This window comes from Polaromonas sp. P2_G11 (assembly GCF_056403595.1).
In genome coordinates, this window is record NZ_JBFUFE010000001.1 from 808496 (window position 1) to 830250 (window position 21755).

Annotated in this window: 19 protein-coding genes; 4 read left to right on the plus strand and 15 right to left on the minus strand. The window is 63.7% G+C overall.

Translation table 11 applies throughout. The annotated features are described in order from the left end of the window. Nucleotides 1–34: 34 nt before the first annotated feature. Nucleotides 35–931, minus strand: a complete 897-nt coding sequence (locus tag AC1DWQ_RS03970; protein WP_477668457.1) for a LysR family transcriptional regulator — start codon at nt 929–931, stop codon at nt 35–37. 100 nt (nt 932–1031) lie between these two features. Between AC1DWQ_RS03970 and AC1DWQ_RS03975 the strand changes: the two genes are divergently transcribed. From AC1DWQ_RS03975 to amaB, 3 genes are read left to right on the plus strand one after another with little or no spacing between them, the layout of a single operon-like run. After that, nucleotides 1032–2060, plus strand: a complete 1029-nt coding sequence (locus AC1DWQ_RS03975) for a 2-oxoadipate dioxygenase/decarboxylase family protein (protein WP_477668458.1) — start codon at nt 1032–1034, stop codon at nt 2058–2060. After that, nucleotides 2057–3301, plus strand: coding sequence for an aminotransferase-like domain-containing protein (locus AC1DWQ_RS03980; RefSeq protein WP_477668459.1), 1245 nt, complete (start codon nt 2057–2059; stop codon nt 3299–3301). The genes AC1DWQ_RS03975 and AC1DWQ_RS03980 overlap by 4 nt, the downstream gene beginning before the upstream one ends. Continuing rightward, on the plus strand, nt 3298–4809 hold the full coding sequence (gene amaB / locus AC1DWQ_RS03985) for an L-piperidine-6-carboxylate dehydrogenase (RefSeq protein ID WP_477668460.1): 1512 nt from the start codon (nt 3298–3300) through the stop codon (nt 4807–4809). The genes AC1DWQ_RS03980 and amaB overlap by 4 nt, the downstream gene beginning before the upstream one ends. A gap of 135 nt (nt 4810–4944) precedes the next feature. On the opposite strand, the gene hpaI is transcribed toward amaB, so the two are convergent. The 3 genes from hpaI to AC1DWQ_RS04000 form a co-directional block, all read right to left on the minus strand. After that, a complete protein-coding gene (gene hpaI, locus AC1DWQ_RS03990) occupies nt 4945–5748 on the minus strand; it encodes a 4-hydroxy-2-oxoheptanedioate aldolase (RefSeq protein WP_477668924.1) in 804 nt (267 codons plus the stop codon). A 74-nt stretch (nt 5749–5822) separates the two neighbouring features. Beyond that, nucleotides 5823–7376, minus strand: a complete 1554-nt coding sequence (locus AC1DWQ_RS03995) for a UxaA family hydrolase (protein WP_477668461.1) — start codon at nt 7374–7376, stop codon at nt 5823–5825. A gap of 28 nt (nt 7377–7404) precedes the next feature. Further along, on the minus strand, nt 7405–8421 hold the full coding sequence (locus tag AC1DWQ_RS04000) for a tripartite tricarboxylate transporter substrate binding protein (RefSeq protein WP_477668462.1): 1017 nt from the start codon (nt 8419–8421) through the stop codon (nt 7405–7407). 160 nt (nt 8422–8581) lie between these two features. On the opposite strand from AC1DWQ_RS04000, the gene AC1DWQ_RS04005 reads away from it, so the two are divergent. Next, complete coding sequence (locus tag AC1DWQ_RS04005; RefSeq protein WP_477668463.1) at nt 8582–9565, plus strand: LysR substrate-binding domain-containing protein; 984 nt, start codon at nt 8582–8584, stop codon at nt 9563–9565. Nucleotides 9566–9760: 195 nt separating this feature from the next. Here the strand turns inward: AC1DWQ_RS04005 and AC1DWQ_RS04010 are convergent, their stop codons facing one another. The 11 genes from AC1DWQ_RS04010 to AC1DWQ_RS04060 form a co-directional block, all read right to left on the minus strand. Then, nucleotides 9761–10558 carry an enoyl-CoA hydratase gene (locus AC1DWQ_RS04010; protein ID WP_477668464.1) on the minus strand — a complete coding sequence of 266 codons (798 nt, stop codon included), beginning with the start codon at nt 10556–10558 and terminating at the stop codon, nt 9761–9763. Nucleotides 10559–10615: 57 nt separating this feature from the next. Further along, complete coding sequence (locus tag AC1DWQ_RS04015; protein ID WP_477668465.1) at nt 10616–11440, minus strand: acyl-CoA thioesterase; 825 nt, start codon at nt 11438–11440, stop codon at nt 10616–10618. A 28-nt stretch (nt 11441–11468) separates the two neighbouring features. Next, nucleotides 11469–12347: an alpha/beta hydrolase family protein gene (locus AC1DWQ_RS04020; protein WP_477668466.1), complete on the minus strand. Its 879-nt coding sequence runs from the start codon at nt 12345–12347 to the stop codon at nt 11469–11471. Between the two features lie 43 nt (nt 12348–12390). Then, the gene (locus AC1DWQ_RS04025) at nt 12391–13248 is read right to left on the minus strand and encodes an alpha/beta hydrolase family protein (RefSeq protein WP_477668467.1); all 858 of its coding nucleotides are present in this window, start codon (nt 13246–13248) and stop codon (nt 12391–12393) included. A 90-nt stretch (nt 13249–13338) separates the two neighbouring features. Further along, entirely contained in the window at nt 13339–14538 is a 1200-nt protein-coding gene (locus AC1DWQ_RS04030; protein WP_477668468.1) for an acetyl-CoA C-acyltransferase, read from the minus strand. 23 nt (nt 14539–14561) lie between these two features. Beyond that, nucleotides 14562–15068: a DUF4442 domain-containing protein gene (locus AC1DWQ_RS04035; RefSeq protein WP_477668469.1), complete on the minus strand. Its 507-nt coding sequence runs from the start codon at nt 15066–15068 to the stop codon at nt 14562–14564. Nucleotides 15069–15180: 112 nt separating this feature from the next. Next, nucleotides 15181–17604 carry a 3-hydroxyacyl-CoA dehydrogenase/enoyl-CoA hydratase family protein gene (locus AC1DWQ_RS04040; protein ID WP_477668470.1) on the minus strand — a complete coding sequence of 808 codons (2424 nt, stop codon included), beginning with the start codon at nt 17602–17604 and terminating at the stop codon, nt 15181–15183. Between the two features lie 2 nt (nt 17605–17606). Beyond that, entirely contained in the window at nt 17607–18491 is an 885-nt protein-coding gene (locus AC1DWQ_RS04045; protein ID WP_477668471.1) for an alpha/beta hydrolase family protein, read from the minus strand. 24 nt (nt 18492–18515) lie between these two features. Beyond that, nucleotides 18516–18950 (minus strand): DUF2147 domain-containing protein, encoded by a 435-nt coding sequence (locus AC1DWQ_RS04050; protein WP_477668472.1) that lies wholly within the window; start codon nt 18948–18950, stop codon nt 18516–18518. A 29-nt stretch (nt 18951–18979) separates the two neighbouring features. Next, a complete protein-coding gene (locus AC1DWQ_RS04055) occupies nt 18980–20776 on the minus strand; it encodes an acyl-CoA dehydrogenase C-terminal domain-containing protein (RefSeq protein WP_477668473.1) in 1797 nt (598 codons plus the stop codon). 16 nt (nt 20777–20792) lie between these two features. Then, entirely contained in the window at nt 20793–21512 is a 720-nt protein-coding gene (locus AC1DWQ_RS04060; RefSeq protein WP_457281179.1) for a TetR/AcrR family transcriptional regulator, read from the minus strand. Nucleotides 21513–21755 lie beyond the last annotated feature (243 nt).

Sequence of the window (21755 nt, forward strand, 5' to 3'; positions counted from 1 at the left end):
GAGCCAAGTCATGCGGCGACTTCATCGCCCCCATTTACGCCAAAGAACTCGCCTGCTCGCGTAGCCAGCCGCGCAGCTGCACCAGCGGCCGCCAGCTGGTTTTCTGCGAAGGCCAGACCAGGTAGTAAGCGAAGTCCGAGCTCAGCGAAAGATCAAAGGGCACGGCCAGTGTGCCGTCAGCGATATCGTCGGCCACCAGAAAGCGCGGCAATACTGCAAGACCCAGCCCGGCCTTGACGGCCTGCGCGATCATGGAAAAGAGTTCGTACTTGGGGCCCGTGCCGGCGCCCTGCGCATCATCAATGCCGGCCAGCTGAAACCAGTCGCGCCAGGCGTGCGGGCGTGTGCTCTGATGGATCAGCGTGAACTTCAAGACATCGGCCGGCCGGCGCAGCTGGCGCTTTTTCATGAGCACCGGGCTGCACACCACCACGCTGTCTTCACCCATCAAATATTCCGACTCGGTGCCCGGCCAGTCGGGCCGGCCGTAGTGGATGGCGGCGTCCAGCCCCGTCAATGAAAAGTCAAAGGGCTGCAGGCGTGTGGCCAAGTTCAGCGTCACATGGGGGTGCGCTTTCAAAAACGATGGCATGCGCGGGATCAGCCACTTGGTGGCAAAGGTGGGCACCACGCCCAGCTCCAGCGTGCCGCCCTCGCCTTTGGACGACACCAGGTCCAGCATGGCGGCCTCCAGCGAATCCAGCGCCGGGCTGACCCGCGCCAGCAGCGAGCGGCCGGCGTCGGTCAGTTCCAGCTGGCGCGGCAGGCGCAGGAAAAGACTCACATCCAGGTCCTGCTCCAGCCCGAGGATCTGGTGGCTGACCGCGCTCTGGCTCACCGACAGGTCTTGCGCCGCCAGTGTGAAACTGCCGCGGTGGGCCGCCGCTTCAAAGGCGAGCAGGGCCTGGGTGGAGGGGATCTTTCGGCGCATCGCATGAATATATCTCATGCGTCCATCGAAATACATCCTTTGTGCATGACGCTGAAACTGCCGAAAATCCGGCTTTCACCTGCCGACAATACGCCTGAAAATGACCCACCTCCAGAAGCTCCTCGCCTGCTGCCTGCCCGCCGAAGCCGTCAAAGACATCCATGAACAGATGTACGTTCATCCGTCGCTGCAGCAGCCGGCCTCGGGCACCGTCACCCGGGCCGAACTGGCCCAGGCGCTGAACATGGCGCTGTTCCACGGCCTGGTGCAGCGCGTGCCGGCGGGGCAGGACTACATCGCCAGCGACGTGGTCGCACAAAAACGGCAAGTGGTGTTTGACCACGGCGCGCTGCGCACGGTGCGCTGGCCCAGCGGCGCCTTGCCAGCGGGCGAAGCCGCCTTCACTCGCGTGCTGCGCCCATTGGGTTTTGAACTGCAGGGCACCTACCCGCTGCCGCGCCTGAAGATGACAGGCCGCGCCTACAGCCACCGCGATTTTCCCGAAGACATTGCGCAGTTCTTTGTCTCCGAGCTGCACCCCGAGCAGTTCTCCGCGCCCTTCCAGTCGGCCGTCACGCGCGTGCTGTCGACCTCACGCGACCCGCTGGGCCCGCAGGATGTGGCGGACCTCGAGCAACTCACGCGTGACGGCGTGCTGCCCCTGGTGCAGGCGCTGCGTTTACTGCCGCAACTGCTGCAGTGCTTTGACCGCCAGCACGGCGTGTTTGGCATGGACGACTACGAATTGCTGCTGGCCGAATCCGCCGAGATGGCCTGGATTGCCACCGAAGGCAATGCCTTTAACCATGCCACCGACCGCGTGAGTGACGTGGACGCGGTCGCCGAACGCCAGCGCACGCTGGGCCGGCCCATCAAGTACAAGGTTGAAGTCTCTGCCAGCGGCCGTGTGCGCCAGACCGCCTTTCGTGCCGCAACGGTGCAGCGCGAGTTCATCACCCCGCAAGGCCGCGTCACGCGCGATGTGCCCGGCTCTTTCTACGAATTCATCACGCGCGATGCACTGACACCCATTGCGGCAAATGACCCCGTGCAGGTGCCTAGGCTGGACCTGGCTTTTGACGCTGGCAACGCCACCGGCATTTTCGGCATGACGGCCGCACGCGCATGAGTGCTGTGCGCGCACTTTACGCGCAAGCCAGCGGTTCACCCATACGCGCCATGCTGGCGCTCGCCGGCCAGGAGGGCATGATTTCGCTGGCAGGCGGCCACCCCGATCCGGCGCTGCTGCCGGCCGACTGGCTGCGCGAATCGCTGCAGGACGTGACCGGCAAGCTGCAAGGCCGCAGCTTGCAATACGGCGCTACCGAGGGCCTGCCAGAGCTGCGTGAAGCCAGCGCCGCCCTGCTCACACAACGCGGCCTGGCGGCCAAGGCGAGCGAGCTGCTCATCACCACCGGCTCGCAGCAAGCCATCGATTTGCTGGCGCGTGTGCTCATCGAGCCGGGCGAAGGTATCGCGGTGGAGTCGTTCAACTACCCGGCCGCGCTGCAGGCTTTCCGTTTTGCAGGTGCGCGGCTGATTGAAGTTCCAACAGACGCACAGGGCATGGATATCGACCGGCTCGAATCTATCCTGCTGGCTGAGCGCCCGCGCGTGCTGTATGTCGTACCAAACTTTGCCAACCCGACCGGCGCCGTGCTGCCGTTGGCGCGGCGGCTTCGTCTGCTGGAATTGGCCGCGCAGTACGGCGTGATCCTGATCGAAGACGACCCATATGGTGAGCTGTGGTTTGGCGAGGCGCCGCCGCCGCCGCTGGCGCAACTCAACCAGCAGGCCGGCTCGCCCGCCCAGGTCGCCTACATGACCAGCTATTCCAAAGTGGTGGCCCCGGCCCTTCGGCTCGGTGTGCTGCTCGCGCCTGCGGACATCCTGCGCGCAGTGGTGCTGGCCAAGCAGGCGGCCGATGTGCACAGCGGTTCGCTGGAGCAACTCACGCTGGCGACCATGCTGGGTTCCTACCGCCTCGCGCCGCACCTGGCCTCGCTGCGCGCAGCCTACGCGGCCAAAGGCGCCGCGCTGGCCAACGCCTTGCGCGCGCATGCCAGCGGGCTGCTCGAATTCGGTGCGCCGCAAGGCGGCATGTTTGTCTGGGCACGGCTGCGCAGCGACCTGCCCCTGTTGCCGGCACAAGATTGGGTGGACTTCGGGCTTCGGCATCGAGTGCTGGTAGTACCAGGCGCCGCCTTCAGCATCAGCAACGCCGCACAACCCTGGTTGCGTTTGAGTTTTGCCAACCCATCACCGGCAGCGTTGCAGCAAGGCGCAGAGCGCCTGGGCCGCGGGCTGCAAAGCGTCGCCATCCACACCGCTTCCGATTTCAGGACAACCCACGAAAGGACTTCCGCATGAGTCACTCCAGCGACGTTTCATCCCTCTTTAAAGCCCTGGGCGTCAACGCCGACCTCGGCAGCAAGGCTTCCGCGGCCATCGAAGTGGTCACCCCCATCGACGGCAGCCTTCTGGCACGCGTGGCCATTCGCAGCGCCGCCGACGTCGACAGCGCATTGAACGGCGCATACAAGCGCTTTATCGACTGGCGCAATGTGCCCGCCCCCAAACGCGGCGAACTGGTGCGTGCTTTTGGTGAAACCGTGCGCCGCCACAAGGCCGAGCTGGGCCAGCTGATCTCGCTGGAGACCGGCAAGATCTTGCAGGAAGGCCTGGGCGAGGTGCAGGAAGTCATCGACATCTGCGAGTTCGCGGTCGGCCTGTCGCGCCAGCTCTACGGCCTGACGATTGCCAGCGAACGCCCCGACCATAAGCTGCTGGAAACCTGGCACCCCGTGGGCGTGGTCGGCATCATCTCGGCCTTCAACTTCCCGATGGCGGTGTTCGCCTGGAACGCCGCGCTGGCGCTGGTGTGCGGCAACACACTGGCCTGGAAGCCGTCGGAAAAAACACCGCTGTCGGCCATCGCCCTCAACGGCCTGCTGCTGCAAACGGCGAAAGACCTGGACCTGGCCACTGAAGGCCTGAGCGAACTGCTGATCGGCGAGCGCGCCACCGGCGAGGCCCTGGTCAAGCACCCGCATGTGAAACTGGTAAGCGCCACCGGCTCCACCGCCATGGGCAAGAACGTGGCCATTGCCTGCGCCGGCCTCTTCAAGCGCTCGCTGCTGGAGCTGGGCGGCAACAACGCCGCTATCGTCTGCCCGTCGGCCAACCTGGAACTGGTGGTGCGCGGTGCGGCTTTCGCAGCTGCCGGCACTGCCGGCCAGCGCTGCACCAGCCTGCGCCGCCTGATCGTTCACCGCTCGATCTACCCGGAACTGGTCAAACGCCTGGTCGCTGTGTTTGAACGCCTGCCCATCGGCAACCCGCTCAAAGACGGCACGCTGGTCGGCCCGCTGATCGACGGCCGTGCGTTTGAGGCCATGCAGTCGGCCCTGGGCGAAGCGAAGAAGCTGGGCACCACTGTGCATTTCGGTGACCGCCAACCGGGGGATGGATCAGCCCACTATGTGCGCCCCGCCATCGTGGAGTTGAAGGAGCAAGCCGGCCCCATGCTGCACGAAACCTTCGCGCCGATTTTGTATGTCGTGCCCTACGACAACTTTGACGAAGCCATCGCGCTGAACAACGCCGTGGTGCACGGCCTGTCGTCGGCTGTCTTCACGCAAGACCTGCGCGAAGCCGAGCAGTTCACCTCGGCGCGCGGCTCCGACTGCGGGATTGCCAACGTCAACATCGGCACCAGCGGTGCGGAGATCGGCGGCGCCTTTGGCGGTGAAAAAGAAACCGGCGGCGGGCGCGAGTCGGGATCGGATTCGTGGAAGGCCTATATGCGCCGCGCCACCAACACGGTCAACTACGGATCCAGCCTGCCGCTGGCGCAGGGCATCCGCTTTGACATCTAGGGATGCCAGCAAACTGGAAGACCCGTGCAGGCGCTATGGTTTTGATAGCTGCTTGCGCTTGATCAGCGCGCGCAAGAGCCCGTTTCGCCATGAAAGCTGCGGGCTTGGAAAATCACCTGTTTCGCCTGGCCGGGATCAGTAGGCGGCGCCAGGCGCTGCTGCCTGCGCGCCACCCGATGGCACAAGATCTGACGCCAGGCGCCTGACGGCGTTGGCATAGACCAGGACGTCAACGCCGGTGGCCACAAAGGTGCAGCCCAGCGCCAGGTAACGCCTGGCGAGCGCCGGGTCGGAAGTCAGCGTACCGGCTGCCTTGCCCGAAGCGATGATGGTTTTCATGGCCTGCTCGATCGCCGCCTGCACCTCGGGGTGGCCGGGCTTGCCGCGAAAACCCATGGAAGCGGCCAGGTCGGCGGGGCCGATGAAAACGCCGTCCACGCCGTCCACGGCGCAAATGGCCTGCAGGTTGCCCAGGGCAGTGACGGTTTCCACCTGCACCAGCAGGCAGACCTCGCCGTCGGCCTTGTCAAGGTAGTCGGTGCGCGCGCTCCAGCGTGAGGCGCGCCCTACAGCACTGCCGACACCGCGAATGCCCAAGGGCGGATACCGTGTAGCGCTGACGATGGCCTGCGCCTGTTCAGCGGTATCGACCATGGGGATCAGCAGGTTCTGTGCGCCGATATCCAGCAACTGCTTGATCAGCGGCACATCGCCTGCTACCGCACGCACCACAGGCTGCGAGCGGTAGGGCGCTACAGCCTGGAGCGCGGCGAGCGTGCTGCGCAAATCATTGGGCGCATGTTCGCCATCAATCAGCAGCCAGTCGAATCCGGCGGTGGCGCTGACCTCAGCAAGGTAGGGGTCGGCCATGGAAAGCCACAAACCGATTTGCTGCTGGCCGCGAGCAAGCGCTGCCTTGAACGGATTGCCTGGAGTCATGAACTCATCCTTGAAAGAGTTGAAGGTCGAGAAGGCGCAGTGTTGCATACCCCGGCCTGTTAAGTTGGCAGGCCCTAGCTCACGATGCCCAGATGCCAGGGCACGAATTCGTGGTCGCCCAGGCCCAGCGCCTCGCTTTTGGTGGGCTCGCCCGAAGCGTGGCGCAGGATCTGTTCGAAAATCCGTTGCCCCATCTGCGCAACGTCAAGTTCGCCGTCGAGGATGGCGCCGCAATTGATGTCCATGTCTTCTTCAAGGCGCTTGAACATCGGCGTGTTGCTGGCCAGCTTGATGGTGGGCGCGGGCTTGGAGCCGAACATCGAGCCCCGGCCGGTGGTGAAGCAGATCAGGTTGGCGCCGCTGGCGATCTGGCCGGTGGATGCCACCGGGTCATAGCCGGGGGAGTCCATGAAGACAAAGCCGTTCTGGGTGATCGGTTCGGCATATTCGTAGACGGCCTGCAGCGGCGTGGTACCGCCTTTCATGGCCGAACCCAGCGACTTCTCGAAAATGTTGGCAAGTCCTCCCGCCTGGTTGCCATGCCCGACCACGCCGTTGAACTGCGCGTTCTGGCCCGCCGTGTACTTTTCCCACCAGGCCAGCCGGTCCAGCAGCTTCTGCCCCACTTCGGGCGTGACGGCGCGGCGGGTCAGCATGTATTCGACGCCGTGAATTTCAGGCGTCTCGGACAGGATGGCGGTACCGCCGTGGCGTACCAGCACATCCATGGCCGCGCCGAGGGCCGGGTTGGCCGTGATACCCGAAAAGCCGTCCGAGCCGCCGCACTCAAGCCCGATCTTCAAATGACTGGCGGGAACTGCCTGACGCCGGGCGGCATCCGCTTCTGGCAGCATTTCATAAATAGCGGCGATACCAGCCTCTATCGTGGCACGGGTGCCGCCGATCTCCTGCATCACCATCGTGCGCATGAGCTTGCTGGTCTCCAGGCCTTGCGACTCCACCAGCGACGAGACCTGGTTGCGCTCGCAGCCCAGGCCGACGATCAACACACCGGCCAGATTGGGATGGCGCGCGTAGCCGGCCAGAGTGCGGCGCAGCACATCAAAATGCTCGCTGGGGGAAGACATGCCGCAACCGCTGGTTTGCGCAAAGGCGGCCACGCCGTCCACATGGGGAAAAGCTGCCAGCCGTTCGGGGGTGAAGTGGGCGGCAATATTTTTGATGACAGTGGCAGAACAGTTGACCGAAGACAGGATGCCAATGAAATTGCGGGTGCCCACGCGGCCGTCCGGGCGCACAAAGCCCATGAAAGTGGCGCGCTCGGCTTGCGGCACATAGTCCACCGGCCGAACGTCCCGGCCGAAAGCCGGGTCGCGTTCAAAGTCCACCAGTGCCATGTTGTGCGAATGCACGTAGTCACCCGCCTCGATGTCGCGCGCAGCCACGCCGATCACCGTGTCGTACTTCAGGATGCGCTCGCCCTCCGCAATGCGGCGGGCCGCGATCTTGTGCCCGGCGGGCACCTGCGCGCGCGCGCGTGCGCTGATTTCGGGCAACTCCTGGCCCAGCGACAGCACGGTTTTGGCGACCAGCACGTTGTCGTTGGCATGCAGGCGGATCAAGGGGCTGACGGCAAGGGAAGTGATGAAAGGGGCGGTAACGGTCATGGTTCAGTTCAGCGTTCGGGCCAAGGTTCTAGCTCTTCATCAGCTCCCTGAGCTTGAGCTTGTCGATCAGGGCTGTTTCTTTCTGGTACATGCCAGCGACGTACTTCTCGTAGTCAGGCCCGTCCAGGTAAAGCACCGGCGCATCGATCCTGTCGGCCACCTGCTTGAACTCGGGGCTGGCCACGGCCACACGGAAGGCCTCGCGCAGCTTCATCGCGATGGCCGGCTCCAGGCCCTTGGGCGCACCAATGCCGTTGGGTGCATCCACCACGACGTTGTAGCCCAGTTCCTTGAGCGTAGGCGCGTCCTTGAACCGCGAGGCGCGGCGTTCGCCCCAGGTGGCCAGCAGCCTGAGCTTGCCCGCCTCGACATGTGGCGCCCAGGAACTGGAATCAGCCAGCAGGTCCACATGCCCGCCGAGCACGGCCTGTAATGCCTCGGCGCCGCCCTTGTAGGGAACATGATTGAACTGGATGCCGGCGGCAAGCGCGAACTCTTCCATGCCCACATGCGTGGCGCCGCCGACGCCCGCATGGGCATAGGTCACCTTGCCGGGATTGGCCTTGGCAAAAGCCACCAGTTCCTGCAGCGACTTGAAGCGCGATTCAGCGGGGGCAGCAATACCGAAAGTCTGGCCAGAGGTGCGGGCCAGATAGGTCAGGTCCTTGAGCGGGTCCAGCTGTAGTGTGCCCAGTTGCGAAAAACGTGTGACGGAAATAGGGATCTGGCCGATGGTGTAGCCGTCGGGCTTGGCGGAGGCCATGGACTTGGTACCGATCATGCCGGACGCACCCACCTTGTTCTCCATCGCAATGGCCTGGCCCAGCACGCGCGAGGCGACCTGGCACAGGGCGCGCATGGACTGATCGGCAGTGCCGCCGGCAGGCCACGGGCAGATAAAGGTAATGGGCCGCTCGGGGTAGCCCTGGGCCAAGGCGCACAAAGGTTTTACCAACGCTGCAGCAGCGGCCACGGCGCTGCCGATCAGCAGGCTGCGGCGCCTGGCGTTAAACGAAAAAGGGGAAACCTGGGGGGAAGTCTTCATGGGGTTTGTCTGCCTCTGGGTGAATGTGTTGCTGCTGCATTGGTGGCAACCGTGGCGGCTGCGTGACTGCATTTCTTGTTGCCCCGATTCTTGCCATGTTCTTCATAACAATCCAATCGAATAATGGAATTGCTTCATAGCCTTTGGGTTAACATGATTCATGACCCAGATTGACCGTGTCCTGCGTTCCAACATCAAGCTGCGCCACCTGCAACTGGTAGTGGCGCTGGACCAGTTCCGCCACCTGGGCCGAACCGCCGAGTTCCTGTCGGTCAGCCAGCCCGCCGTGTCGAAAATGCTGGCCGAAGTCGAAAGCATGCTTGGGCTGGCCCTCTTTGACCGCTCCACCCGCGGCACCGAACCGACCTCCAGCGGCGAGGCCATCGTCCGGTTTGCCCGTTCGGTGCTGGCCGAGTACGAGCGCACGCGCGATGAAATCTCCGCCGTGGCCAGCGGCGCGGCGGGACGCACCCGCGTGGGTTCGATGGTGGTGGCGATGCCGGTGCTGCTGGCCGGCGCCGTCAAACTGCTCAAGCAGCGCTCGACCCTTGCGACGGTGCTGGTGGAAGAAGGCGACCTGACGCGGCTTTTACCCCGGCTTCGCATGGGCGAACTGGACCTGTTCGTCGGCCGCCTGGAGCCCGGTTATGCCGCCCCCGATCTGGTGACGGAGGCCTTGTTCGACGAGCCCATGGTGGTGGTGGTCAAGCGTGGCCACGCACTCGCGCGCAAGAAAAATCCAGGCTGGAGCGATCTGGCCGGCATACCCTGCGTGCTGCCCCCGCCCTGGGCATCGCTGCGCGTGAAGATCGAACAGACCTTCTTTCGCCATAGTCTGAATCCGCCCACCGACATCATCGAAACATCGTCTTTCCTGGCGCTTAGCACCTTTGCGCAACAGCGTGACGCGGCCGGCTTCCTGGCGCGCTCGGTCGGCTTGCACTTCCAGCGGGAAGGCCTGCTGGATGTCCTGCCTATCGAGGTTCCGATTGAACTCCCGCCTGTCGGACTCATCACCGTGCGGGGACGGCGGCTGACACCCAGCAGTGAGCAATTGATGGACTGTCTGCGCCTGACGGCGGAGTCCGCCCGGCAGCCTGCTCTGCGACCCAAGGGCCGCAAACCCGCGGCACACAAGCGGTGAAGCGCGGCGTAAGCCGGAGCTGAGTGCTCTTCTTCCGGTCCCGGAAAAAACCGGGCGGCGCTTTTAGCGAAAGCTGCCGGCCCGCTACGCGGCCCCGTCCTTCGGACGCAGACTTCAGACTGCGCTGAAGTCTGGCCGGCGCTTTTAGCGAAAGCTGCCGGCCCGCTACGCGGCCCCGTCCTTCGGACGCAGACTTCAGACTGCGCTGAAGTCTGGCCGGCGCTTTTCCATAAAGGCGGTGAAGGCTTCGCGCGCAGCGGGTTCGCCCAGCATGCGGCCAAAGCTCGCACCCTCTTCGGCCATCCGCTCGGCCACCACGGTGGCGTTGCCTTTTTTCATGAGGCGCTTGGTTTCCATCAGCGCGCTGAGCGGTTTGGCGACCAGCTTTTGCGCCTGCCGCTGGGCCAGCGCATTGGCTTCGGCGGGCGGCACGATGCGGTTGATCAGCCCGATTTCCAGTGCGGTCTCGGCCATGAAGGGTTCGCCTAGCAGCAGTGCCTCGGCGGCGCGCGGGTAACCCATGAGCTGCGGCACCAGAAAGCTCGACGCAGCTTCAGGACACAGGCCCAGGTTGACGAAAGGCATGGAAAATGCGGCGTTGTCGCCCGCATAGACCAGGTCGCAATGCAGCAGCAGCGTGGTGCCTATGCCGACTGCGGGTCCGCACACAGCGGCTATCAGCGGTTTGGGAAAGCTGCTGATGCCGCGCAGGAAACGGAAGACCGGCGAATCGGGCGTTGAAGGCGGCTTGTTCAGGAAATCGCCGATATCGTTACCGGCGGAAAAAATCGTTTCATGCCCCTGGATCACCACCACACGCACGGCTGCATCGTGGTGGGCCGACTCCAGTGCGTCGGCCATGGCGCCATACATGGCGGAGGTGATGGAATTTTTTTTGTCCACACGGTTGAGCGTGATGGTCATCACGCCCGCGTCGACGTGGCTCAGGATTTCGGGAATGCTGCCGGTGGAAATAGGGGTGGGAGTGTTCATGTGTTTTCCGTTAAGACGCAAGTGTAGGGGCCAGCCATGCATGCTGCCCCCGCGGGCCTATTCTTTGTAATAAACAACCTGCGTACTGGTAGCCAGCAGTACGCCCGCTTCGCTCCACAGCTGCGCGGTCTGGTCAAAGAAACCATTGCGAAAGGCCTGGGCCCTGGCTTGCCCCAGCAAATAGCCTTCACCGCATTCAGCCAATTGCCGGCCGTCGGCGTGGAAGTACGTGGTGATCGACACCGTACCGGCGGGTACACGCGTGGCACGGCGCAGCCAGACCCGCGGATAGAACACGTCTGACATGGCCGCCAGTGCCGGGAAGTCGAGCGGCCGCGGCGGGTCGTCGCGCACCCACAGCTGCGTGAGGCTGTCTACGCCGCTGCCGTCCCAAACCTGCGGTATGGCGCCGCGCACCGGCCGCATGTCGTAGCGATTCGTCCATGCGGAGGTCGAAAACCGCAGCCTGCCTGAAGCGTCGGCCAGCGTGACCGCGGGCATGGGTGTGTCGTTGGCACTCCAGGTCTCGCGGCGCGCAGCCGTAACGGCTGTGGCGGTCATCACAGCGCCTCCGGCATCGCCGTCCTGCGACAACTCCACCAGCCAATGCTGGGTGGAACGGTTGGTGCGAGCCGGCCTGGCCGTGACGGTGAACGGGCCTTCTGCCATGGCCGCTGCGTAGTTCACAGTCAGCGCCACCGGCTCGCCCAGCAGGGCCGGGTGCAACAGGATGGCACGCAAGGCTGTGGCCGCTGTGGTTCCGCCGAACGGCCCCACCATGTTCCAGTATGCGGGGCTGCTGTGACCCAGCCAGGTGTGGGGCCTGTCGCTGCCGGCGGCTTCCAGCCTGAGCGCGTCGTCAAAAGAATGCGTGCTTGTCATGTCGGCAGGTGTGATGGAGCTTTCCGGTTCAAACCGGGGCTTTGGCGGCACCGGTCATGCCGTCGATGATCTGCTGGGCACGGGGCCACAAGGTCTGGTTGAACTGTTCCCGGAAGAAGCCAAAATGCCCGATGCGCCTGACCTTGAGATCTGCCGGCGCGATGCGTTCAAAGCTGCGCGGTGCATTGCTGTACAGGTTGATGAGGTTTTGCGTGCCGCGCCAGGTCATCAGCTCGTCATCTGTCATGGACAGCGCGGTCACCGGAAAACTGACCCGCCCATAACTCAGCCGCGCGCTTTCTCCCTCGGCCCCCACGCTGTAGTGCGGATCCAGGCACCACTTGCGCCACTGCAGCATCACGCCGGCTGGCAGGTCGCCAACTTTCTTTAACCTGCGCCCGGGGAAATAACCACAAAGGCGCGTGGCCAATGGCACCAGCACATACCAGAAGTACAAAATCAGGCGCCTGAGCTGCGGTGCGTTGTCGCGCCAGTACCCGCTTCCTGCCGCGATGCTGACGAGGCCATCGATCTTGTCCTGATTCTTCAGGAAACCCGGCAGCTGCGCGCCTAGGCTGTGACCCAGCAGGTAAAGCGGTGCATCCGGCAAGGCTGCCTTGGCGGCATCCACCACAGCCTCATAGTCGGCGGCCCAGTCGAGCAGGTCGGCCTTGAAACCACGCAGGCTGCCGCTGGCGGTGTTGGGCAAGGACTCGCCCGAACCCCGGTAGTCAAAAGTGGTGACGCAAAAGCCCTGGGAAGAAAGCCACTGCGCAAACGGTGCGTAATAGTCTTGCCGCACCCCCATGGCGCCACCGATGACCACGCTGGCACGCGCAGGCGAAGAAGGCGCATAAACGCGAGTGGACAGTTGCGCCGTGCCTGAACTGAGGATCTGCATCTGCATCACATGCTCCTGGAAATGGATGAACTGAACTCGGGCACGCGCATCACGCGTGAAGGTGTTGCACCAGTTGGGGCCAGAAGCTGGCACGCAGCTTGTCGCGAAAGTAGCCGAAGTGGCCTATATGCCTGACACCCAGATTTCCCGGGTCAAGGGTCATGCATTGCACCGGTTCACGTCGCGCACCGAACAAGGCCACAAACCGGTCTGACGACCACTGTGAAAAGACCTCGTCATCGCTTGAGTTGAAGTAGGTGATGGGCGTCTGCACGCGTTCAAAACGTTCACGCTGATGGGCATCACGCGCCAGGTAGTCCGGATGGCGGCACCAGCGCGTCCATTGCCGCATCACACCTGCGGGAATGTTGCCAACCTTGCGCAGTTTCCGGCCCGGGAAATAACCGAACAACGGTACCAGCAAGGGCGCCCAGATCTGCGTGGCGGCAAACAGGCCCCAACGCGGCACCGCTTTGCGCAGGCGCGGCCAGTAACCGCTGCCACTGGCAACCAGCACGGCACGCTGAAAGAAGTGCGTAGTTTCGGAGCTGGCAAACAATTGCCCGCCCAGGCTGTGCCCCAGGTAGTAAAGCGGAAGGTCCGGCACACGTTGCCGCAGGAACCGGGCAGCGGCGCTCACGTCCTGCTGTCCCCAGGTGTCGAAGGTGGCATCGGTGGACGCCACGCGCTCACCGCCGGAGGCAAAAGTGCCGCGGTAATCGAGTGTTAGCACGGTAAAGCCTTGCGTGGCCAGCCAGCGGGCGAAGGGCTCGTAATGTTGCTGGGGCGTGGCCATTGCACCGGCCAGCAGTACACCGCCGCGGGCCTCGCCTCCCGCGAGATCCGCTGCAAACACCGTCGCTGCCAGCGCCCAGGAGTCCTGGGTCAGAACCGTGATTCGCTCCATCTTCTGTCTCCAGTCAGGAAAAGCCCAGTCTGCCCCGCAGCTGCCATAACCGCTGCCGCAAGCGCGACAGTGGGGCCGCCGCCGACGGCCTTACACGCGCTCGAAAATACCCGCAGCGCCCTGACCCATCCCCACGCACATCGTGACCATGCCGTACTTGAGCTGGTGGCGATGCAACGCATGGATCACCGTCGCGGCGCGGATCGCACCGGTCGCGCCCAGGGGATGGCCCAGCGCGATCGCGCCGCCCATGCGGTTGACCTTGCTGGCATCGAGCTTGAGCGTGTTGATGACGGCCAGCGACTGCGCAGCAAAAGCTTCATTCAGTTCGAACCAGTCGATGTCTTCCTGCTTGAGGCCGGCGTAGCGCAAGGCGGCAGGAATGGCTTCGATGGGGCCTATGCCCATGATCTCGGGCGGCACACCCTTGGCGGCGTAGCTCACAAAGCGGGCCAGCGGCTTCAGGCCGAAGTCCTTGACCGCCTTTTCGCTGGCCAGCACCAGCGCACCCGCGCCGTCCGACGTTTGCGAACTGTTGCCGGCGGTGACCGAGCCGCGCGCGGCAAACACCGTCTTGAGTTTGGCCAGGCCTTCGAGCGAGGTGTCGGGGCGCGGGCCTTCGTCCAGGCTCACCGTGCGGGTCTTGGCGACGACTTCACCGGTTTCCAGGTTGGCGGTGCGGTCGGTCACTTCGACGGGCGTGATCTCGTTGGCGAATTCGCCAGCCTGCTGCGCCTTGATGGCCTTGAGGTGCGACTCGAGTGCGAACTGGTCCTGCGCTTCGCGCGAGACTTTCCATTGCTGGGCGACCTTCTCGGCCGTCAGGCCCATGCCATAGGCGATGCCGACGTTCTCGTCGTTCATGAACATACTGGGCGAGAGCGAGGGCGAGTTGCCCGACATGGGCACCATGCTCATACTCTCGGTGCCGGCGGCGATCATCACGTCGGCTTCGCCCACGCGGATGCGGTCGGCCGCCATCTGGATGGCCGACAGGCCGGAGGCGCAAAAACGGTTGACGGTGATGCCGCCCACGCTGGTGGGCAGGCCCGCCAGCACCGCGCCAATGCGTGCCACGTTCAGGCCTTGCGGGCCTTCCGGGATAGCGCAGCCGCAGATGATGTCTTCAATCGCCTTCGGATCCAGCGAAGGCACTTGCGCCAGCGCCGCCTGCAGCGCCTTGACCAGCAGGTCGTCGGGCCGCATGTTGCGGAAATAGCCGCGGCCCGAGCGCCCGATGGGCGTGCGGGTGGCGGCGACGATGTAGGCTTCCTGGACTTGTTTGGCCATGATGGTTTCCTTCAATTTCTCAGTTAACTTTTCCGTGGGCCGGAGGGAATCCAGGCCCAGACAAATTCGCATTCGACCGGGTTGATACCGGCTTCATCGGTCACGATGACCGGCACGGTGACTTCACCCTTGTCGCTCGCCTGCATGGCCGCGCGCTGCTCGTCGCTCAACGTGGCCACGGCGCGCAGAGCGCCAGTGGCGCGCTTCTTGAACGCCATCTTCAGCTCCTTGGCCAGCGGAATGCAGTCGTCGCGCACATTCATGCCCACCACCATGCCGGTGGCGGTTTCGGCCAGCAAGTTCATGGCCGAGGCATGCACGCCGCCTATGTGGTTCTGCACCTTCTTCTCGTTCCTGATGCCGATCTCGACCCGGCCCGTGCCCATTTCGATGAAGTCCAGGCCGGCGGTGCCGGTGAATGGCACAGCGCGGCGCAGCACCACGCTGCGGAACCAGCCCCGGGCAAACGCCGGTACTTCCTCAAGCCGCTGCAGTTGCCGCGCCAGGCGGTTGGGTTGTTGGTCGTTCATGAACTTCTCCCGGCCAGCAAACGCCGCGGAACCGGCTTTGCCGGGCCGCAGGCGTTGCCCCCTGCAAGGGGGAAAGGCGCTACACGCAGTGAGTGTCCGATGGGGGTGTTCATCAGTTTCTGACGGGCTTGCCCGTACTCATCATGCCCATGATCCGCTCTTGCGTTTTCGGGTGTTCGAGCAGCGAGCAGAAGGCCTTACGCTCCAGCGTCATCAAATACTCTTCCGTCACCAGCGTGCCGGCATCGACATCACCGCCGCAGACCACACCCGCGATCAGGCTGGCGATATGGAAGTCATGCGCGCTGATGAAGCCGCCGTCGCGCATATTGACCAGCTGGCCCTTGATGGTGGCCAGGCCGCTGCGGCCCACCACCGGGAACTGGCGCTTGTGCGGCGCGCGGTAGCCCGAATTGAACAGTGCGCGCGCCTCGTTGAGCGCCACGAACAGCAGCTCGTCCTTGTTCGGCACGATCACGTCGCTGTCGAGCAGGTACCCGATCTTGCGGCTTTCGATGGCACTGGTGCCCACCTTGGCCATCGCGGCGGCCGTGAAGCCTTCGGTGAGGAAGGGCAGGATGTCCTTGTTGGTTGAAGTGCTCGCGTTCTCGGCGGCACGGCGGGCAATGTAGGCCAGGCCACCGGCGCCGGGCACCAGGCCCACGCCGACTTCGACGAGGCCGATATAGCTTTCCATCGCAGCCACGCGTTTGGCCGAATACACTGCCATTTCGCAACCGCCGCCCAGCGCCAGGCCGCGGATCGCCGACACCACGGGAACCGCCGCGTAGCGCAGCTTGAGCATCACGTTCTGCAGTTCGGCCTCGGCCCCTTCAATCGCCTTGGCGCCGCCCATCATGAAGGCGGGCAGCATGGCCTGCAGGTCGGCGCCGGCCGAGAACATCTCGTCGTTGGACCAGATCACCATGCCCTTGTAGCTTTTCTCGGCCAGGTCCACACCCATCGCCAGACCTTCGGCCACGTCCGGGCTGATGGCGTGCATCTTGGTCTTGATGCTGGCGATCAGTACGTCGCCTACTTCACCATTGACGCCGTCCAGCGTCCAGAGGCGGATCGCGTCGTCTTCATGCAGCGTGGTACCTGCCGTCTCAAAAGCAGGCGCCTTGGCGCCGAGCACGTCTTCGGGGAAGAACTGGCGCTCATAGACCGGCAGCTTGCGGCGCGGGATGAATTTTTGGGCCGAGGCGCTCCACGAGCCTTCGGCCGTGTGCACGCCACCGGCGTCGGCCACCGGGCCCTTGAACACCCAATCCGGCAGCGGCGCTTTGGACAGCGCCTTGCCGGCGTCAATGTCTTCCTGGATCCAGGTGGCGACCTGCTTCCAGCCGGCCTGTTGCCACAACTCGAAGGGGCCTTGCTTGGAACCAAAACCCCAGCGCATGGCGAAGTCGATGTCGCGCGCGGTTTCGGCAATGGTTTCAAGGTGCACGGCAGCGTAGTGGAACTGGTCGCGCAGGATGGCCCAGAGGAAACGCGCTTCCGCGCCTTCGGCTTCGCGCAAGAGTTTGAGGCGCTCGCCCGCAGGTTTTTTCAGCATGCGGCCGACGACTTCATTGGCCTTGGCGCCGGCGGGCACGTATTCCATGCTCTCGGGGTCCAGGCGCAGGATGTCGCGGCCCTGTTTTTTGTAGAAGCCGGCGCCGGTCTTCTGGCCCAGGCTTTTCGACTCGAGCAGCTTGGCCAGCACAGGCGGCGTGCCGTAGACGTCGGAGAACGGATCTTCCACCTTGCCGGGGCCAAGGTTGTCTTGCAGCGTCTTGATGACGTGGGCCATGGTGTCCAGGCCCACCACGTCGGCGGTGCGGAAGGTGCCGGAGCTCGCGCGGCCCAGCTTCTTGCCGGTCAGGTCGTCGACCACGTCGTAGCTGAGCTTGAAGGTCTCGGCTTCCTTGATGGTGGCCAGCATGCTGGCAATGCCCACGCGGTTGGCGATGAAGTTGGGCGTGTCGTGGGCACGGATCACGCCCTTTCCCAGCGCGCTGGTGACAAACGCTTCCAGGTCGTCCAGCACCTTGGGTTCGGTGGTCGGCGTGTTGATCAGCTCCACCAGCGTCATGTAGCGCGGCGGGTTGAAGAAGTGAATGCCGCAAAAGCGCGGCTTGATGGATTCAGGCAGCGCCTCGCTGAGCTTGGTGATCGACAGGCCCGAGGTGTTGCTGGCCACGATGGCGCCTTCGGCAATGAAGGGCGCGATCTTGTGGTACAGGTCGGTCTTCCAGTCCATGCGCTCGGCAATCGCCTCGATGATGAGGTCGCACTCCCTGAGCAGCTCCATGTTCTCTTCGTAGTTGGCCTGCTGGATCAGCGCCGCGTCTTCGGGCACACCCAGCGGCGCTGGCTTGAGCTTCTTGAGGCCTTCGACCGCCTTGATGACGATACCGTTCTTCGGGCCGTCCTTGGCCGCAAGGTCGAACAGTACCACCGGCACCTTGACGTTGACCAGATGGGCGGCAATCTGCGCGCCCATGACACCGGCACCGAGGACGGCGACTTTTTTGACTTGGAATCGGGACATGGTTAAGACCTGGTTGAGGGAATCTGGTTGAAAAATTCAAGCACGGCGCTCCAGTAGCGCTGTGGCTCGTCGCGCATGCCGTGGGTGTGGTCGGCGCGTTCGAGGATCAGGCGCTGGATGCGTTCAGGCCGTGAAGCAGCCTGCTGCAAGGCATCGCCGAAATGCACCGGCGTCCAGCGGTCGCCCCGGCTGTGGATCAGCAGCACGTCCACGTCGCGCATGTTGGCAAGGTGGTGTACGGGCCGCAGGCGCAACTCGCCTTGCGGGTTAATGCGCCGGCTGATGTTGAGCACGGCATGGGCAAAAGGATAAGCTTTCCAGAAATCGGGCAGCGAGGGCGCGCAAGCTTCAGCCACCACCTTGTCGTAAGGAAAATCCGCTTCGTCAATCGCACTCAGCGTGTTGATCGCGCCGAAAGACGCCGTCAGCGCATGCACCGGCAGCCCGGCAAAAGCGCCACGTGCCCAGGAGCCCACCGATATCACGTCACCGGGGTAATCGAAGTTGGTCGACGGGCTTTCACCAAAGCCGTTGAAGTCGAAAGCCACCACATGAAAGCCCGCATCGAGCAGCGCCTGGGCATGGCCGTGGCGCAGCCAAAAACCCTTGCAGGCAAAACCCATGGGATGGGCGCACACCACCACGCCGCGCGCCGGAAACGGCGTGCGCGCGACGATGGCCTCCAGCCGGCTCGTGCTGCGGCTCGCAATCTGTATCCGCTCCCAGCCTTCTTGCGGCACTTCCGCGGGCCAGCGCCAGGGTTTCATGAAGCGGCCGAAAAACGGCTTCTTGAGCAGGTGATGCCCCCACCAGCGGCGCGCGGCCGGCGGAGTGCTGCCACCGGCACCGAAAGGCAGTGACCGCAAGCGGGAAATCGCTTCACCCATGGCTTGCCCTGACTTTCTGCATGCTCATTGCACCCGAACCCAGGTTTGGGTGCGGCCAAAAGGCCCGATAGAGCCGCGGACTTCCATCTTCTTGCCGCCTTCAATCGGGGTCATCTTGAGCGAATAGCTCTTGCCGTTGTCCGGGTCGAGGATCTTGCCGCCTTCCCAGACGTCGCTGTCCGGCGATTTTTTGGCGCCACGAATGATTTCAAGGCCCAGCCGGGGCTTGTCCTTGCGGTCATCCGAGCATTCGGTGCAAACGTCGTCAGGTTTGACGCCGGGAGACAGGCGCTTTTCGACTTTGCCGTTGAGCACACCGCCGGCTTCAGCGATGCGGATTTCGACTTTGGGGTCGCCAGTTTTTTCGTCGAAGCCGCGCCACAAACCGACCGGCGTGTTCTGTGCCAGCGCCGGGATGGCAACCAGGCCCAGAACGATCATCAGCAATTTTCTTTTCATGGTGTCTCCCGTTGATCTGTGAAAAAAGCTCAGGCCAGCGCTTCGTCGGTCTCCATCAGCGACTTGCTGCCCGTGCGTGCCGTGCGCATCAGCGTCGCGGTTTCGGGGAAGAGCTTGGCGAAGTAAAAGCGCGCAGTTTGCAGCTTGGCCACATAGAACTTGTCGGTGTTGCCGACGGCGATTTCGCGCAGCGCGGTTTGCGCCATCAGGGCCCAGAAGTAGCCGAACACCAGGTGGCCGGCCACGCGCAGGTAGTCGACGGCGGCGGCGCCCACTTCGTCGGGGTTCTGGAAGCCCTTGAAGCCCAGCTCGGTGGTGAACTTGGTCATCTGGTCAGCCAGGTAAGCCAGCGGGTTGATGAACTCGGCCATCTTCTCGTTGACGCCTTCTTCGGCAATGAGCGCACCAATCACCTTGCCGAATTTCTTCAGCGTCGCGCCGTTGTTGCCCAGCACCTTGCGGCCCAGCAGGTCCAGCGACTGGACGGTGTTGGTGCCTTCGTAAATCATGTTGATGCGGTTGTCGCGCACAAACTGTTCCATGCCCCACTCTTTGATGAAGCCGTGACCGCCGAAGACCTGCATGCAGGCGTTGGTGGAGATGTGGCCGTTGTCGGTCAGGAAGGCCTTGACGATGGGCGTGAGCAGTGCGACGATTTCGCCGGAATCCTTGCGCACTTTTTCGTCGGGGTGGTGCAGTTCCTTGTCGAGCAGCAGCGTGCAGTAAATCGCCAGCGCGCGGCCGCCCTCGGCATAGGCCTTGGCCGTCAGCAGCATCTTGCGCACGTCAGGGTGCACGATGATCGGGTCGGCCGGTTTGTCTTTGGCTTTGACGCCGGACAGTGAACGCATCTGGATGCGGTCTTTGGCGTAAGCCAGTGCATTCTGGAAGGCTACTTCGGTCAGGCCCAGCGACTGGTTGCCCACGCCCAGGCGGGCGGCGTTCATCATGACGAACATCGCGGCCAGGCCCTTGTTGGGCGCGCCCACCATGGTGCCGACAGCGTCTTCGAGCACCATCTGCGCGGTGGCGTTGCCGTGGATGCCCATCTTGTGCTCCAGGCCGCCACAGTAAATGCCATTGCGCGAACCAAGAGCGCCATCTTTGCCGATGTTGAACTTGGGCACGGCGAAGAGACTGATGCCTTTGCTGCCCTGGGGTGCGTCAGGCAGGCGGGCCAGCACCAGGTGCACGATGTTGGCGGCCATGTCGTGTTCACCGGCACTGATGAAGATCTTGTTGCCGGTGAGGCGGTAGGTGCCGTCAGGCTGCGGCTCGGCCTTGGTGCGCAACAGGCCCAGGTCGGTGCCGCAATGCGGCTCGGTCAGGCACATGGTGCCTGTCCATTCGCCGCTGGTGAGCTTGGGCAGGTAGAGTTTTTTCTGCTCGTCAGTGCCGTGGGCATGCAGGGCTTCATACGCGCCGTGCGACAGGCCGGGGTACATGGTCCAGGCCTGGTTGGCCGAGTTGAGCATTTCGTAGAGGCACTGGTTCAGCACAAACGGCAGGCCTTGGCCGCCATATTCCGGGTCGCAGCTCAGCGCGGCCCAGCCGCCTTCGACGTACTGCGCGTAGGCTTCCTTGAAGCCCTTGGGCGGCGTGACTTCGTGCGTGGTCTTGTCGAGCTTGCAGCCCTCTTCGTCGCCGCTGATGTTCAGCGGAAAGGTCACCTCGGCGGCGAATTTGCCGGCTTCTTCGAGTACCGCGTTGATGGTGTCGACGTCGACGTCCGCGTGCTTGGGAATGGCCTTGAATTCATCGGTGACCTTGAGCACCTCGTGCATGACGAATTGCATGTCGCGCAGGGGCGGGCTGTACTGGGGCATGGTGGATTCCTTTTGCTTAAACTGGTTTGGAAGGGGAAGCCTTGCCGGAAGCTTTCTTCGGCAAGGTGGAAAGGGGGGCGTCGCTGCCATAGCGCGCCAGAATGTTGGCAAAGCCGGTATTGGCGCGGTCCATGGAACCCGGTGTCTTGAGAAAGCGGGCTTCGTAATGCAGCGCCAGGATCAGGCCGTGGATTTCAAACGCCATCTGGTGCTCGTCAGCGTCAGCATGCAGGTGACCGGCCTCTTTGGCCTGCACCACGGCGCGGTACATGGCCGCCAGCCAGGTGCGCACCGAACCCGCCAGCGCGTCGCGCACCGGTCCGGGCCTGTCGTCAAATTCAACGGCGCCGCTGATGTACAGGCAGCCCGAATCGATTTCAAGCGAGGTGCGTTTCATCCAGTTATGAAACAGCGCCGCCAGACGAGGCAAGCCGCGCGGCTGCTGCAGGGCAGGGAAGAAAACCTCTTCTTCAAAGCGCACGTGGTATTCACGGATGACGGAGATCTGCAGCTCTTCGCGCGAGCCAAAATGGGCGAACACGCCCGACTTGCTCATGCGCATGACCTCAGCCAGCGCGCCTATGCTCAGGCCTTCCAGCCCGATCTGTGTGGCCAGGCCCAGGGCGGCGTCCACAATGGCGGCCTTGGTCTGCTGGCCTTTTTGCTGGCTTTTGGCCACGGCGCTGCCCGTTGCCGGGGCGCGGGAGGCTTTAGCGGGAAGTTCTGTGATGGCCATGAGGTGCTACAAAATAAAACGAACGGTCGTTCTATTTTGCAACACTTTGATGACCATCAGCAAGCAGGGGTTGTTTAGCCCCTGCTTATAGGGACCCAGTTCTAACGCCAGGGAGGGTAACTACCTAGCCCTTCAGTGACGTAACCCAATGAAGGTATTTCACCAGTGGGGGCCGCGGGTCCGGCTTCGCCGGCCCCAGGCACCGCCCCCTGGAAGGGGGGAGCAGGCTACACGAAGTGAGCC

Bases quoted from the DNA above. Each gene is read 5' to 3' on its own strand.
- AC1DWQ_RS04000 (WP_477668462.1), bottom strand. From the start codon at position 8,421: ATGAAGACTTCCCCCCAGGTTTCCCCTTTTTCGTTTAACGCCAGGCGC.
- AC1DWQ_RS04045 (WP_477668471.1), bottom strand. From the start codon at position 18,491: ATGGGTGAAGCGATTTCCCGCTTGCGGTCACTGCCTTTCGGTGCCGGT.
- AC1DWQ_RS04015 (WP_477668465.1), bottom strand. From the start codon at position 11,440: ATGACAAGCACGCATTCTTTTGACGACGCGCTCAGGCTGGAAGCCGCC.
- AC1DWQ_RS04060 (WP_457281179.1), bottom strand. From the start codon at position 21,512: ATGGCCATCACAGAACTTCCCGCTAAAGCCTCCCGCGCCCCGGCAACG.
- AC1DWQ_RS04035 (WP_477668469.1), bottom strand. From the start codon at position 15,068: ATGAACGACCAACAACCCAACCGCCTGGCGCGGCAACTGCAGCGGCTT.
- hpaI (WP_477668924.1), bottom strand. From the start codon at position 5,748: ATGACTCCAGGCAATCCGTTCAAGGCAGCGCTTGCTCGCGGCCAGCAG.
- AC1DWQ_RS04010 (WP_477668464.1), bottom strand. From the start codon at position 10,558: ATGAACACTCCCACCCCTATTTCCACCGGCAGCATTCCCGAAATCCTG.
- AC1DWQ_RS04040 (WP_477668470.1), bottom strand. From the start codon at position 17,604: ATGTCCCGATTCCAAGTCAAAAAAGTCGCCGTCCTCGGTGCCGGTGTC.
- AC1DWQ_RS03995 (WP_477668461.1), bottom strand. From the start codon at position 7,376: ATGACCGTTACCGCCCCTTTCATCACTTCCCTTGCCGTCAGCCCCTTG.
- AC1DWQ_RS04005 (WP_477668463.1), top strand. From the start codon at position 8,582: ATGACCCAGATTGACCGTGTCCTGCGTTCCAACATCAAGCTGCGCCAC.
- AC1DWQ_RS03970 (WP_477668457.1), bottom strand. From the start codon at position 931: ATGCGCCGAAAGATCCCCTCCACCCAGGCCCTGCTCGCCTTTGAAGCG.
- AC1DWQ_RS04055 (WP_477668473.1), bottom strand. From the start codon at position 20,776: ATGCCCCAGTACAGCCCGCCCCTGCGCGACATGCAATTCGTCATGCAC.
- AC1DWQ_RS04030 (WP_477668468.1), bottom strand. From the start codon at position 14,538: ATGGCCAAACAAGTCCAGGAAGCCTACATCGTCGCCGCCACCCGCACG.
- AC1DWQ_RS03975 (WP_477668458.1), top strand. From the start codon at position 1,032: ATGACCCACCTCCAGAAGCTCCTCGCCTGCTGCCTGCCCGCCGAAGCC.
- AC1DWQ_RS04050 (WP_477668472.1), bottom strand. From the start codon at position 18,950: ATGAAAAGAAAATTGCTGATGATCGTTCTGGGCCTGGTTGCCATCCCG.
- amaB (WP_477668460.1), top strand. From the start codon at position 3,298: ATGAGTCACTCCAGCGACGTTTCATCCCTCTTTAAAGCCCTGGGCGTC.
- AC1DWQ_RS03980 (WP_477668459.1), top strand. From the start codon at position 2,057: ATGAGTGCTGTGCGCGCACTTTACGCGCAAGCCAGCGGTTCACCCATA.
- AC1DWQ_RS04025 (WP_477668467.1), bottom strand. From the start codon at position 13,248: ATGGAGCGAATCACGGTTCTGACCCAGGACTCCTGGGCGCTGGCAGCG.
- AC1DWQ_RS04020 (WP_477668466.1), bottom strand. From the start codon at position 12,347: ATGCAGATGCAGATCCTCAGTTCAGGCACGGCGCAACTGTCCACTCGC.